Origin of the sequence: Roseburia intestinalis L1-82, assembly GCF_900537995.1 — a bacterium.
GTDB lineage: Bacteria > Bacillota > Clostridia > Lachnospirales > Lachnospiraceae > Roseburia > Roseburia intestinalis.
In genome coordinates, this window is sequence record NZ_LR027880.1 from 3,384,041 (window position 1) to 3,398,323 (window position 14,283).

General features: G+C 40.5%; 9 protein-coding genes and 2 pseudogenes. 1 reads left to right on the forward strand and 10 read right to left on the reverse strand.

Annotated features, from left to right (window positions below; translation table 11 throughout):
* Positions 1 to 48: 48 nt before the first annotated feature.
* The 3 genes from RIL182_RS15915 to RIL182_RS15925 form a co-directional block, all read right to left on the reverse strand.
* Positions 49 to 849 carry an AraC family transcriptional regulator gene (locus tag RIL182_RS15915; RefSeq protein WP_015559876.1) on the reverse strand — a complete coding sequence of 267 codons (801 nt, stop codon included), beginning with the start codon at positions 847 to 849 and terminating at the stop codon, positions 49 to 51.
* A 263-nt stretch (positions 850 to 1,112) separates the two neighbouring features.
* A complete protein-coding gene (locus tag RIL182_RS15920) occupies positions 1,113 to 2,510 on the reverse strand; it encodes an MFS transporter (RefSeq protein WP_006855796.1) in 1,398 nt (465 codons plus the stop codon).
* 167 nt (positions 2,511 to 2,677) lie between these two features.
* Entirely contained in the window at positions 2,678 to 5,716 is a 3,039-nt protein-coding gene (locus RIL182_RS15925) for a glycoside hydrolase family 2 TIM barrel-domain containing protein (RefSeq protein ID WP_006855797.1), read from the reverse strand.
* A gap of 199 nt (positions 5,717 to 5,915) precedes the next feature.
* Here RIL182_RS15925 and RIL182_RS15930 point away from each other — a divergent pair, with 199 nt between their 5' ends.
* Positions 5,916 to 6,779, forward strand: a complete 864-nt coding sequence (locus RIL182_RS15930) for an AraC family transcriptional regulator (protein ID WP_015559873.1) — start codon at positions 5,916 to 5,918, stop codon at positions 6,777 to 6,779.
* A 72-nt stretch (positions 6,780 to 6,851) separates the two neighbouring features.
* On the opposite strand, the gene RIL182_RS15935 is transcribed toward RIL182_RS15930, so the two are convergent.
* From RIL182_RS15935 to RIL182_RS15960, 7 genes and pseudogenes are all read right to left on the reverse strand, one after another.
* Positions 6,852 to 7,748, reverse strand: a complete 897-nt coding sequence (locus RIL182_RS15935) for a helix-turn-helix domain-containing protein (protein WP_006855799.1) — start codon at positions 7,746 to 7,748, stop codon at positions 6,852 to 6,854.
* A gap of 278 nt (positions 7,749 to 8,026) precedes the next feature.
* Positions 8,027 to 8,197: pseudogene (locus RIL182_RS22200) on the reverse strand (IS256 family transposase); the annotation flags it as partial.
* Between the two features lie 72 nt (positions 8,198 to 8,269).
* Positions 8,270 to 8,386 (reverse strand): annotated as a pseudogene (locus RIL182_RS21375) (DUF6075 family protein); the annotation flags it as partial.
* Between the two features lie 264 nt (positions 8,387 to 8,650).
* On the reverse strand, positions 8,651 to 10,171 hold the full coding sequence (gene hemZ, locus RIL182_RS15945; protein ID WP_022112608.1) for a coproporphyrinogen dehydrogenase HemZ: 1,521 nt from the start codon (positions 10,169 to 10,171) through the stop codon (positions 8,651 to 8,653).
* A 15-nt stretch (positions 10,172 to 10,186) separates the two neighbouring features.
* Positions 10,187 to 10,816, reverse strand: coding sequence for an MBL fold metallo-hydrolase (locus RIL182_RS15950; RefSeq protein ID WP_006855803.1), 630 nt, complete (start codon positions 10,814 to 10,816; stop codon positions 10,187 to 10,189).
* Between the two features lie 104 nt (positions 10,817 to 10,920).
* Positions 10,921 to 13,233, reverse strand: coding sequence for a RelA/SpoT family protein (locus RIL182_RS15955; RefSeq protein WP_134523412.1), 2,313 nt, complete (start codon positions 13,231 to 13,233; stop codon positions 10,921 to 10,923).
* An 81-nt stretch (positions 13,234 to 13,314) separates the two neighbouring features.
* Complete coding sequence (locus RIL182_RS15960; protein ID WP_006855806.1) at positions 13,315 to 14,277, reverse strand: GNAT family N-acetyltransferase; 963 nt, start codon at positions 14,275 to 14,277, stop codon at positions 13,315 to 13,317.
* Between the last annotated feature and the right edge of the window lie 6 nt (positions 14,278 to 14,283).

The following is a 14,283-nucleotide window of genomic DNA, read 5'->3' on the forward strand; positions in this document are numbered from 1 at the left end:
TACATAGCACTGTAAAATCAAAGTAAATATTTCGATCAACAGAACCTTTTATGACAACATCTCTTTCACACAAGTACTTCGATAATCACTTGGTGATATTTTATATCTTTCTTTAAATACTCGGTTAAACGTTCTCTGACTTTCAAATCCACTATCCAGACAAATATTTGTAATAGAATCACTCGTATTTTCCAAACGATGGCATGCATAGTTCAGCCTTGCATCGTTAAGATATTGATTAAAGTTTCTATGGAATGTCTTGGAAAAGAGTCTGGATAAAACATATTTGCTCACGCCCAGGTCTTTTGCCATCTCTTCCAACGAAAACTTCTTCTTGAAATTTGCTGATATATAGGAAACTGTCTGGTAAATAAGATCGTTGCTCCCCACACTGCTCTTTTCTACCAAATTTAATTTTCCTATGCAGCGTGCCAACACAATTTGAAGATATGCCTGTGTAACAGTAATATCCGACTGTTCTGTCTCTAAAATTGCATTTATAACCCTATATACCTCCGGTTCAACCTTTTCCGCTTTGATGATTGGGTATTCAGGAGCCATGGATTGCATGATATCTGCAAATTTGGCTATCGCAAATGGCGATGCAATCAGATAAGTCGCTTTATTTACACCGGGTGTCAGTACCTGATAGTGATGAATAACATCTGGAAATACAAAGCCTATATCTCCTTTTTCCATATGGTATAGTTCCTGTCCGACACCAAGTTCTAATGATCCACTTGTTACACAAACGATCTCCAGTGCATTATGAAGATGTGGTTCAATATGTTTTGACTTCCTATTTATTGCTATAATCTCCTCTTTTGTGTCAACATATTTTAACTGCATGAAATACTCCCCTTTGCAACATTTGTCTATATCTTCTTTCGATTTGGCAAGCAATCCTTTTACACCTATCTTATAATCAACTTGTAAATAAGGAAAGGAGGAATTGCAAATGAGCAACCTAAAAAAATATCTGAATGACCTTTTAGTATTCTACACTGAATATTTTGAGCATCCTTACCATGTATAAATACTAAAAGGACTATTTATAGAAAAAAGCACTGTCTCATCGAGCAACGACCAGACAACGCTTTCTCCTGTCAATTCTAATTTATGTCTGATGCATCTGTTACTTCATCTGAAGCAATTCCTTTTTCTGCTTTCAGTTTTTTATTTGCATCTTCTACATTCATTCTTGAAAGTACAAACATAATCAATACATCAAAGATTAACGGAAGCCAAAGATACATGAACTGCATCATATCAAGTGCAGACTGTGGCTGAGTTGCATTTGTTCCGACATATCCACTGAACTCAAGCATCCATCCAACAACAGCGGTTCCAATACCTCCACCGATTTTTACACCAAGAGAAGTACAAGAGTACATCGTTCCGTCAATTCTCTTTCCCTGCGTAAGATAAGTGTATTCAGAGCAAGATGCGATAACTGCATTCATATCTCCCTGCCATGGTCCCTGACCTAAGGCTGCAAGAGCTGTAAATGCCATCATCAGCGGAACACTGCCCATATATCCGGCAACAACAACAAGTGCTCTACCGATGACTGCTAAGACGTAACCTCTTAAGTTCAGTTTATACATACCTTTCCACTTACCAACTAATGTCGGTGTGAAAATCAGGGCAATGATCAGTGGAATATTTACTGCCCATGCAAATTGTCCAAACAAATTCTTATTTTTCAGTACCCATGTCATGTAATAAATGCCAGCTCCAATCATGGCACCATATAACTGCTGTAAAATATATGTTCCACAAATCATCATGTAATATTTGTTTTTGACAAGAAGCTTGAATGCCTGTACTATTCCATACTTTTCATTATCATTCTTTACTTCTCCTTCATTAAGTTCTTCCTCCGGAAGTTCCTTAACAGAAAGTGCTGAAATCGTATTTACGACCAGACCAATGATTGCATAGATAATAGCAACCGTTCTCCATGCCGCAGCATCTCCACCACATTTATCTACAAATCCAACTGTAATCGCCTGAATCAGAAGACTTGTTGAAAATGCAAAAATAAAACGGTAAGATCCCATCTGTACACGCTCTTTGCTGTTCTTTGTAATCAGTGACGTAAGTGCTGAATAAGCAATATTGTTTGCTGTATAAAACACACTATTTAACAGTGTATAAGAAATAAAGAACCATGCATATTTAGCCGTTGTTCCCAAACTCACCGGTACTGCAAAACAGCAGACCAGCGTAATGGCACAACCAATATATCCGTATAGCATCCAGGGTTTCGCTTTTCCCATTTTACTGTGTGTTTTGTCAATCATTGATCCAAAAAATATATCCGTAAAACCATCAAATAGTTTTGATACGGCAATCAGGGTACCCACGACACCTGCAGCAAGTCCTACCGAGTCCGTCAGATAGACCATCATAAAAGATGTCAGGAACGCATAGACTACATTACCTGCAATATCACCTGATCCGTATCCAATTTTGTTATACCATTTCAAATACTTTTTTTCTTCCATCGAATTTCTTTGCTCCTCATCTTCATCGCACTTAGAATCTCAATATGGCTAACCGTATGATATCCAATTCTGTTTTTTTCTCTGATTTTGTCTGATTGCTCTGTATATCCGGACTTTACATTACAATCAGACTCTCTTTCCTTGTTTACGGGTTACATGAAACTTTATTATCCCTTTACATACGGTATCAGTGTAAACTGAAACCGGAATAATACATCATCAAATCGGTACTGCTCCAATACAACTGGACCACAACTATTAGAACCAATGCCATTTAATGCGTAGTCAACACAGAATACTACACTATCTGATTCTATTAATTCATAATTATGCGTTTTCTTCTCAAGTTCTTCCTGTGTATAATAAGAAGCATTGAATGAAAATGCCTTTTCTGCGGATGCCACAATTCCATATCGGCTGTTGTTAAGCTCTACATATTCACAATCATAATGGCTTCCATTTTCCTGTGGACGGATATAGTCCTCATGTAAATCCCCTACATCTGCCCGGTACAAACCGTGGCTCGCAGCCTGATGTTTATCACAATAACTTTCCTGTGGTCCCATTCCAAAGTATCTTACAGCTGAAAGTTTTTTATCCAGGAACATCCTCACACCAAATCTCGGAAGATCCGGGAATTCATCGTCTTTTGTTACTGCAATATCTGCATCAATCTTTCCAGCAGCTTCTATTTTCCATGTAATCGTCACATCAAGAATCTTCTGTACTGTCTCTGCCACAACGGAAGCATGGCTTGTAATCTTCACACCATGTTTTCCCTGCACAACCTCTGTCGTATAGGCTCTTGTGTAAGCCTTATCATAGTGGGCTTTCTTCCATTCAGACTTGATGTACATATCGTTATCTGTTGGAGCTCTCCAAATATTTAATTCCATCGGATGGTTCAAGTATTCCCTCCCTGCGAATTTCATCTCTGTAAAAAGTGCAGTACGTTTGTCTATGGTATAAGCAAATTCACGCCCCTTGATATGAATCTGTGTATCATTTTCATTTACCTGTAATTCAGAGTCCACTACTGTTTTTGGTATCCATTTCTCTGCAAGTTTACATTTTGTATCCTCTTTACTTACCTCAATTTCATCAAATCCAAGAATATGGTCTTCATCCAACAGTGGCAATTCTTTTTTCAGATGGTAAATAAGTTTTAAATAACATTTCCCATTCTCTGGAACATTGATCTTCAGATTTGTTTTTCCTTCCCCGTGTGGTGCCACAGAAAACTCCGGAAGTATGCCTTTGCTGATCACAAGACCATCCTGGGTCAGCTCATAACTAATCTTCACATAATCTTTCAGATTATCAAAATCCAGGTAGTTATGAAGCACCAGTTCTCCACTTTCTTTGTCATAGGAAATAACCCTTGCCGGGCGATAAACATTCTTGTATTCCAAAAGTCCTGTGTGTACCGTTCTGTCCGGATATACTAATCCATCCATACAGAAGTTGCCATCATGAATTTCTTCGCCATGGTCGCCCCCATAAGCATATATAGTCTTTCCATTCTCAGCAGTTCCATGAGCAATCGCATGGTCACACCATTCCCAGACAAAGCCGCCGCACATTTTATCATTATCCTGAATCATCTGGAAGTAATCTTCAAAATCTCCAGGTCCGTTTCCCATGCTGTGACAGTACTCTACCAAAAGGAAGGGTTTGCTTCCATCTTTATCCAGATATTCCTGAATTTCAGAAAGCGCTGGGTACATCCGGCTGTACACATCCAGATTGCTGTAATCATATGTTTCATCATAATTACGGTATCTTGCACTCTCATATTGTGTGATACGGTCTGGATCAAAATTCTTTGTCCATTCCAGTGCTTTTTCAAAGTTGCAGCCATAAGCACTCTCATTTCCCATTGACCACATGACAATACAGAAACGGTTTTTGTCACGTTCCACCATGAGTTTTACGCGATCAACGATTGCCTCTTCCCATACCGGATCATCTGCAATCCTCTCATTCCATCGTTTGAACCGATTGTAATCAGTGTCTTCTTTTCTGTAGATCATAAATGGACCATGAGCTTCAATATCTGCTTCATCTATTACCATGAATCCATACTTGTCACACATTTCATAGAAAAATGGTGCGTTCGGATAGTGGCTGGAACGGATCGCATTAAAATTATGCTGCTTCATTAACGTAAGATCGGTTGTAATCTGTTCCGTATTGATTGTAAATCCAGTAACCGGATCAGAATCATGTCGATTGACACCACGGAATTTAATCTTCTGTCCATTTAAATAAATAACCTGGTCTTTAATCTCTATCTTTCTTAATGCAATGTGATCTACAATTACTTCATTCTCTGTTTCAAGAATCATTTTATATAGATATGGATTTTCTGTATTCCAAAGTTCCGGACTTGCGATTTCTAATACAGCTTTCCCTTCTTCAGCAATACTTCCTAGTGCTACAACTGCTCCATTTCTATCTTCAATCGAAATTTTTACATTTAACGGAGAGTAGAATTTCATTTCAATTTCTACTTTCGCAAGCATATCCTCAATTCTTGTTTTAATATGATAATCACTGATTGCCTGTTTTGGGCGTTTCAAAATGTACACATCCCGGAAAATACCACTCATACGGAATTTGTCCTGATCTTCCAAATAGGAACCATCACACCACTTCATTACCAACACTGCCACCGTATTCGTTCCATCCTGAAGTACATCGGTAACATCAAACTCACTGGTCATATGCGAAACCTGGCTGTATCCTATGTAAGAGCCATTGATCCATACGTAAAAGCAACTGTCTACTCCTTCAAAGTTCAAAAAAGATTTTGGCGCTTTCTCATCTCTACTGTACTCAAAAGTATGTACATAGACTCCACACGGAATGTCCTGTGGCACATATGGTGGATCAAACGGAAATGGATACCGGATGTTTGTATACTGGTGTGTATCATATCCAGCCATCTGCCATACACTTGGAACCTGAATCTCATCAAAATTTTCTGTATCATAATTCTTCTCAAAGAAAGAATCCTGAATGTCATAGATGCTGTTAAAATACTGGAATTTCCAAGTTCCATTCAATAACTGCATACGATCTGACTCTTCTCTGTGTTCCACCAGGTTATCCATTCTTCTGGATGCTGGAATATAATAGGCTCTGGCTGGCATTGTGTTTTCGTGCAGTACGCTTAGATTTTCATAATAACGTGGTACGATCATAAATAGTTCTCCTCCAATACATATACTTTTTTGTTCTTTGTTTTCCTAAAGCAAACCTTATACTTTACTTTTTGTTTACGTTCCTTAGTTATGCTGTATATAGCTTATCCTAATTCGCAAAATATGTCTATGAATTGGATTAGACAAAATATGCACTAAATGATACAATGATAAAAAGTACGAAAAGAGGTGCCCTCCTATGTATTTGAACACCGGTTATTTGAACCACTCACATATGGATTTCAAAGACAAAAGTCGTCCGCTGATTGTCGGTAGCTGTGGTACTTACCGTCTTTCCAGACATCCCAAACTTCCGACCTACCGTCCAAGGGGTCGTCTGGATTATCAGATTATATATATCACTGCTGGTTGTGGGCATTTTCATTTTGATAATGTAAATAATGAAACGATTGTTCCAGCCGGCAACATTGTACTGTACAGACCGAAAGAACTCCAAAAATATGAATATTACGGAGAAGATAAGACAGAAGTATACTGGATTCACTTCACAGGAAGCAATGTGAAAAATATCTTACGTCAATATGGGTTTCCGGATAAAGAACGTGTCTTTCAAGTGGGTACATCTAATGAATATGAACAAATTTTCAAACGTATCATTATCGAGCTCCAACGCTGTCAAGACAATTATGAGGAAATGCTTGTCCTTTTGCTACGTCATCTTCTGATCAGTTTCCACCGGGAACTGACAAGAGAGCACATATTAAAAAATGAATATCTTGATCATGAGATGGATAATGCTGTTACCTTTTTCAGTGAAAACTACAATCAAAATATCAATATTGATGATTATGCTGCCTCACGAGGCATGAGTGTCAGCTGGTTTATCCGAAATTTCAAAAAATATACCGGTTCTACACCAATGCAATTCATTGTGGGAATCCGCATCAACAATGCTCAGATGTTACTTGAAACAACAACTTATTCCATCAATGAGATTTCTAAGATTGTCGGATATGATAACCAGCTTTATTTCAGTCGGCTTTTTCACAAGTTGAAAGGATATTCGCCGAGAGAATACCGAAAGCTGAGAAACAAATTCTGAAATCCACAAAGAGGATACCACCGAATTATCAAAACAATGATTTGTAATATCCTCTTCTCACTTTTGCTATTCTTATTTTACAAACTCAGCCGAATAATAATACATATACTCATTATCTGTATCTATGTATTCTCCTGTAATGTCCTGTATCGGCAACGAACTCACTCCTTGTTCGCCATAGATCAGTGCTGCCAATCCTTGCTCTGTTCCGTACTCTATCGTGCTTTTGTTCTCTATAGAGGTCGCAGATCTTCCATAATATTCTCTGTTTGCAACACCTTCCAAGATTGGCGTTTCTGTCATATATTTTGAATATTCATCTGCTGCAATAAGCTTTGCAGTAAAATTATCAAAATCCGGAGTGATGACAATCAATCCTTTTTTTGCAGATTTCACGTCCTCATAGGAAAGTTCCAAAACTCGTTTATGAGAAACTCGTTTTCCAGAATGATATTCTGATAAGTAAACGTATAATGCTTGAAATGTATCTTTTGAATTGTATCGAAACATCATGGTTCCATCAATTCCGGACAACAATTCAGCCGTTTTCATTTCTACACTATCCGGATCTACTGCTTCTATATAATTTTGTGGTTGCCGCAATTTATTACATACCATGATTCCAAGAGTAATAACAAATACTCCCACAGCAATAAGAAGTACAGCAATAATCTTCTTTAAATAACGCTGTTTATGACTACTATCTTTTGATATCTGTATCAGTGTATCTTCCGATTTTTTTTCTACATTAGTTACCTCAATATCTTCACCTGCCAAAAATTCATTTAGACTGATGCCTAATATTTCACATAATTCTAAATACACAGACACATCTGGTAAACAAATCCCACGTTCCCATTTGGAAACTGACTTATCACTCTTACCCAGTTTCTCAGCAAGCTGTTTTTGAGTCATACCAAGTTTTTTTCTTTTTTCTGCAATATAGCTTCCGATTTTCACAAGGTCCATAAATACTTCCCCCTTTCAGAATTATAGTATCTATTTTGTCCCAAAAAGTACACCCCTTAATGGTAGAATCGTATTATACATGCAGAATCTCATCCAATTTCATAAAAAAATGATAAGATACTATTTCTCTGTTTTCCCATTACCCAGGTTGCATCCTATTACGCTTCCGTATCCGTTTCTACTTTCTGCACCCACTCTTTTCGCATAGCAGCAGCCAGAAAGCATTGAAGCAGTTTCATAGAAAACGCTCCACATTCACCATTTATAATCATTCTTACCGCTTCTCCATGTCTCAATTTGTCTGTTTCTTTGTTACGATAATCATACTTGGAATATCCTAATTCCTCATCCAGTTCTTCATCCAAAGCACCTTCCAAAAGGACAGACATCATGTCACGCATCATTTCTCTCATTGCTGCTTTTTGTGGGCTGTCTTTTCTTCTTGCCATAAAAATAACCTCCAAACTGAGTAATTTTATCTTACATCAGTTTGGAGGTTTACACAAACTTTGGGATACTCCCACATCCTGATACCGCACCTCTTTTAATTTTTCATAGTAGAATTTTTCATGTGCTTCACTGATAAATACAATTTCCTGTTTCTTTGTGTTTTTTGCTCCTAACGCTGTGTTGTTCATGTTCTTTTCCTCCTTGATGTCAAACGGATATTCGCAATCCGCTTTGCTACTTGCTCATAACACTATCTGTTGCTGCCGCACCATATAGTGTTAAATAATTGACTATAACAGAAAAGGACGAACTCATCTTCTAAAATGAATTCGTCCTTTCAGGCACAGTTATTAGGTTGTTTCAATACATCTCACAGGTTATTCCGTATTATTGGGTAATTTTTTGATGTACTAACCCTCATTTGATGTACTATTTCAGGAAGAAAAACCCTTTTATTCTTCTGCAAAAAGTTTCTGCTTCCGCTCAATCATCTCATCAATTCTCTCGATATACTGCCCGACATCCTTGACATTCTCGCATCGTTCGATCCGATGAGTGCCGTCCGGATTTGGTTCTGTCCAGACACGTTTTGTGGAAGCTCCGGCTCCGCAAGCTACGATGGTCTGTTTCTCTTCCATGATCAGAATATTATAAACTCCCGCTTTTCCTTCTTTCGCATAACCGACATTCTCAAGGTTTCCCGCCATTCCCTTCTGGCGGTACAGATAATAAGGGAACAGGTCCATCTTCTTCGCATAGGAAGCGGTCAGGTCCATATGTTCCTGCGTGTTGACCATCTTATAATCTTTATAGTCTTCCTTGAACATATTTAAGCGCGCCGCGCGTTTTAGTGCCAGAGAGTGAACGGTCAGATTGTCCGGCTTTAGCTGCATGATCTGCTCTAATGTATCGCGTACGTCCTCTAAAGATTCTTCCGGCAGTCCCATAATGAGATCCATATTAATATCATCAAATCCAAGTTCTCTTGCGATCTTAAAACTTTCCACAGTCTGTTCTACCGAATGGCGCCTTCCGATCAGGTCGAGCGTTCTCTGCTGCATGGTCTGCGGATTGATGGAAATTCGTGTGATTCCCCATTTGTGCAGCACCTCTAATTTTTCTCTCGTGATACTGTCCGGTCTGCCGGCCTCCACGGTAAATTCAAGACAGTCTGACAAATCAAAACTACATTTGATTTTACGGATCAGACGGTCTAACTGATAAGGCTCTAATGTTGTCGGCGTTCCGCCACCGATATAAATGGAATTTAAATGCTTGTGATAAAACTTTGCCGCCGTATAATCAATCTCTTTTTCCAGTGCATCTAAATAAGCATCCACACGGTTCTTCCAGCTTACAAGCGGATATGATGTAAACGAGCAGTACAGGCAGGTCGTCGGACAGAACGGGATTCCGATATAAAGACTGTATCCGTTGTCATAATCAATTTTCTTTAAGATCGCATTTTCTCGTTCTGCAATATCGGTTGCAAGTTCAATCTTCTCATCGGAAGCCAAATAGGTATCCTTCATATACCGGTAGATCTCCTCCCGGCTTTTTCCTTCCTCCAGCAATTTCATAGGAATCTTCGTTGGACGGATTCCGGTCAGGTTTCCCCATGGAAGTGTTCGTTTCGTATAATCACAGAGCATACGGTACAGCATCTGCTTCAGCTGATTTTTCGTCCGCACGCGATCCGAAAAATCTACCTGAATTGTCTCACCCGGTATCTCTTTTACTTCTTCCTGACCCGGTTTTTCATTTGCCTGCGCATCCTCATTTGCATGCACGATCTCCTGCCATGTGATCTGAATCGTATCTTCCCCGTAGTTTACCTGCATGCGGATATCGATTTTTTCATCATATTCTTTTTTTTCTGCCGACACACCCACATACTGTTCCGGGAAAAATGCCTTGATCAGAGAATGAATATCATATTCAAATTCCAGTTTATTTAATAAAACTTCTATCATCCCAAAACCTCTCACTTACAGATACGGATTATACATCCGCTCTGTCCCAATCGTTGTAATATCATTGTGTCCGGTGTACACGGTCGTTTCATCCGGAAGCGGCAGAAGTTTCTCCTTAATGGAGCGGATGATCTGTGCTGCACTGCCCTTTGGAAAATCGGTGCGTCCCACCGATGTGCAAAAGAGGGTGTCCCCGGAAAAAACTACATTCTGATACGGGAAATAATAGCAGCAGCCACCCACCGTATGTCCCGGTGTATGGAATACACGGATATGAAAACCGGCAAGGTCGATCTCCTGCTCATTCTTCAAAAATACATCCGCATGATAGGTCTTTTGTACACCTTCCCAGCCGCTTAAATTGAGAGACGGCGTATCTAAGGTCTCTTTTTCATGCTCCTCGGCATATATTTTGATATCAAAATGTTTTGCAAGTTCCTCCGCTCCACCCGCATGGTCAAAATGTCCATGTGTCAGCAAAATTGCGATCGGTATCAGCTTTTCCTGACGAATCTTCTTGGCAAGTTGATCTGCACTTGCCCCCGGATCGATAACCAGTACTTCTTTTGTGTCATCGTTGATCGCAAAATAACAGTTTGTCTGTACCGGACCAACTACATATTGTTCTACTTTCAGTGGTGCCATAGTTTCCCCTTTCCTGTCTGACAAAATCTTTTTCTTTACAGAAAAACTGGCTGCCCATCTGGATGCGGTTCATGTTTCCCACAACCTTCTGACAACCAGTTCTTTTAGCCCGTCGTTCTCTCTATATCAATGATACTCTCGATCTGCCGCAGTCTCTCCACAACGCTTGTAAGTTCTTCCCTGCCCTTCGTGCTGAAAGATACATCGATTGTTGCAATTCCCTGCTTGCTTGTTTTGGAGTGAATCGAATCAATATCGATCTCACGCTCTGTAAATATCTTTGTGATATCCACGAGAAGACCGGTTCGGTTATTGCCGTAGATCTTGATCTCTGCACGGTACAGGCCACTGCTGCCGGACTCTTCATCATGCTGCCACTCGGCATCGATCAGACGCTCACGCTCCATATCAGACAGATTGATAATGTTGATACAGTCTGTTCTATGGATGGAAACACCTCGGCCTCTGGTTACAAATCCAACGATCTCGTCTCCCGGTACCGGACTGCAGCACTTTGAAAAATGCACTGCCACATCATAAAGTCCTTTTACAATGATACCGCTCTTGGAATGTTTCTGTACGACCTTATCTTTATTCTCGGCAATGGTCTCAAGCACTTCATCATCCGTGATACACGCAAGATGGTCTTTTTTGTATTCCTCATACATGCGGTTTACGATCTGACCTTCTTTTAAACCACCATGTCCGATCGTTGCAAGGCAGGAATTCCAGTCATGGAAACCATATTTTCTTAAAATTTTCTCCTGATATTCCGGCTTATTGATATCCGGGAAATTGATTCCCTTGGATTTTGCCGATGCGATCAAAAGTTCCTTGCCGTGTGTAATATTTTCTTCTTTTAACTCACTGCGGAACCACTGATTGATCTTATTTTTCGCCTGGGTGCTTTTTACAATATTTAACCAGTCACGGCTCGGTCCCTTTGAATTCTGGGAAGTGATTACTTCCACACGGTCACCGTTCTGGATGATGTAGTCGATTGGAACCAGTTTTCCGTTGACTTTTGCACCGATCATCTTATTGCCGACCGCGGAATGAATACTGTAAGCAAAGTCGATCGGCGTGGAACCGGTCGGAAGATTCTTGACATCTCCGGTCGGTGTAAAACAGAATACCGTATCGGAAAACAGGTCAAGATCTCTCTTTAGCAGGCTCATGAACTCTTTATTATCTGACATGTCGCGCTGCCACTCTAAGATCTGACGGAGCCAGCTCAGCTTTTCCTCTTCGGTAACGGTCATTGGCTGTGACACACCGCCATTGTTACTTGCCTCTTTGTACTTCCAATGGGCAGCGATACCATATTCAGCCGTACGATGCATCTCAAAGGTACGGATCTGTATCTCAAACGGCTGACCGGTCGGTCCGATCAGAGTCGTATGGAGTGACTGGTACATGTTCGGCTTAGGCATCGCAATGTAGTCTTTAAACCGTCCCGGAATCGGCTTATACATCTCATGAATCACACCGAGTGCTGCATAACAGTCCTTGACGGAATCCACGATGATGCGGATGGCAAACAGATCATAAATCTGGTCTAATGTCTTGTGCTGATTGACCATTTTTTTGTAAATACTGAAGAAATGTTTTGCACGTCCGTCAACCTGTGCAGGAATTCCTGCATCTTTGATGTGCTGACGCACTTCTTCCACCAGTTTCTGTACATATTCGTCCCTGACACTCTTGCGCTGTGCGATCTGATGTACCAGATCATAATAGGCATCCGGCTCTAAATATTTGAGTGAGAGATCGTCCAGCTCGATCTTGATCTTGGAAATACCAAGACGCTGTGCGATTGGTGCGTAAATATCCATCGTTTCACGCGCTTTTTCCTTCTGCTTCTCAGGTGTCATGTATTTGAGCGTACGCATATTGTGAAGACGATCCGCAAGCTTGATCAGGATAACACGGATATCCTTTGCCATTGCAAGGAACATCTTACGAAGATTCTCTGCCTGAACCTCCACTTTATCCGCATCATAAGAGAGCTGTCCTAATTTGGTAACACCATCTACCAGAAGAGCAACCTCATCTCCAAACTCCTGTGCAATCTGTTCATCCGTCATAACAGTATCTTCCACAACATCATGTAAAAGTCCTGCAACGATCGTCTCCTTATCCAGCTCTAACTCTGCTAAAATAATCGCAACACACAATGGATGGATGATATATGGCTCGCCGGACTTTCTTGCCTGTCCCTCATGTGCATCCCTCGCAACATGATATGCTTTCTCGATCAGCGATATATCTGTCGATGGATGATACTTTCGCACGCTGGCGATCAGTTCGTCATATAGTTTTTCCGGACTCTCAAACTCTTTCATCGGCTTGATGTTATCGTCCTCTTCTTTTACTTTTTTTTGCAGATCCAGTGATTCTGATGAAAAATCCGCCATGTGCCTCACCCACTTTATCCCTTTTTTAGTAGTTTATATTATATTTTATTTTTATGGAAAATGCAACGTTTATTGATGATATCATGCCCCGCTTTTGCTTATGGTATAGCGTTTCATGCATTTTCCGTCCAGATCCATTTCCTCCCGGAACATAAATCCCAGTTTTTCTGCCAGACATTCCGATGCTTTATTTTCTTTCTGGATCAGACAGTTTAATTTATCGAATTCAAGAAAATTCCATGCGTAACCGATCACAGCAAGACAGACCTCTGTTGCATATCCTTTTCTCTGATACGATACGTCGATCATATATCCAAGTTCCGGCTCACCGTCACACGCCTCACGATTCTCGATCCCGACCCGCCCGATCAGTTTTCCCGTCGCCTTTTCGATCACGACCCACATGCCGTACCCATAAAGGCGGTACATATAGTTAATATACGACCGCTGATACTCTTTTTCCTTTTCGTATTCATACAGCGGGTCTAAATATTCCGTCATTCCCTCCCCGGCATACAGTGCAAACAGGCCGTCTAAATCATCCAGCGTGATCTCCCGCACGATGCAGCGTTCTGTCGTGACGATCGTCCACGGAATACCATGTTTACGTTCATACGCACGAAGCAGAAACGTTTCATCCACTTCCTCAAGACCTTCGATTAACATAACCGCAGCCTGCATTCCCTGTTCTTCGATTCCCTCCGTCACTTCATCTGTGCTGTCATTACAATTCACGTTCTGACTACCAATTTCTGTAATCACATCGTCCGGTACTTCTCCTGTGCTCTCATTCTCTGCTCCGCCCGGTCCGATATATCCCAGCGTTGCCATTCCAAGCTGATCCATATTAGAAATAATGTGCCCATCTGTAGAGATGAGCACACTTTCTTCTGGCGGGAACAGAGAAAACTCTGCTCTGCGATTGGCATTATTTTTCCCTGTTACCACCAGTTTCAGATCCGGTTCCGGTCTGATATTCTGTTTTAAATAATCCAGTTCCCGCTCCGGGAGTCTGTCTGCTATTATAAATCTTAATTCCGGCATCGTATT

Bases quoted from the DNA above. Each gene is read 5' to 3' on its own strand.
- RIL182_RS15915 (WP_015559876.1), bottom strand. From the start codon at position 849: ATGCAGTTAAAATATGTTGACACAAAAGAGGAGATTATAGCAATAAAT.
- RIL182_RS15920 (WP_006855796.1), bottom strand. From the start codon at position 2,510: ATGGAAGAAAAAAAGTATTTGAAATGGTATAACAAAATTGGATACGGA.
- RIL182_RS15925 (WP_006855797.1), bottom strand. From the start codon at position 5,716: ATGATCGTACCACGTTATTATGAAAATCTAAGCGTACTGCACGAAAAC.
- RIL182_RS15930 (WP_015559873.1), top strand. From the start codon at position 5,916: ATGTATTTGAACACCGGTTATTTGAACCACTCACATATGGATTTCAAA.
- RIL182_RS15935 (WP_006855799.1), bottom strand. From the start codon at position 7,748: ATGGACCTTGTGAAAATCGGAAGCTATATTGCAGAAAAAAGAAAAAAA.
- hemZ (WP_022112608.1), bottom strand. From the start codon at position 10,171: ATGATAGAAGTTTTATTAAATAAACTGGAATTTGAATATGATATTCAT.
- RIL182_RS15950 (WP_006855803.1), bottom strand. From the start codon at position 10,816: ATGGCACCACTGAAAGTAGAACAATATGTAGTTGGTCCGGTACAGACA.
- RIL182_RS15955 (WP_134523412.1), bottom strand. From the start codon at position 13,233: ATGGCGGATTTTTCATCAGAATCACTGGATCTGCAAAAAAAAGTAAAA.
- RIL182_RS15960 (WP_006855806.1), bottom strand. From the start codon at position 14,277: ATGCCGGAATTAAGATTTATAATAGCAGACAGACTCCCGGAGCGGGAA.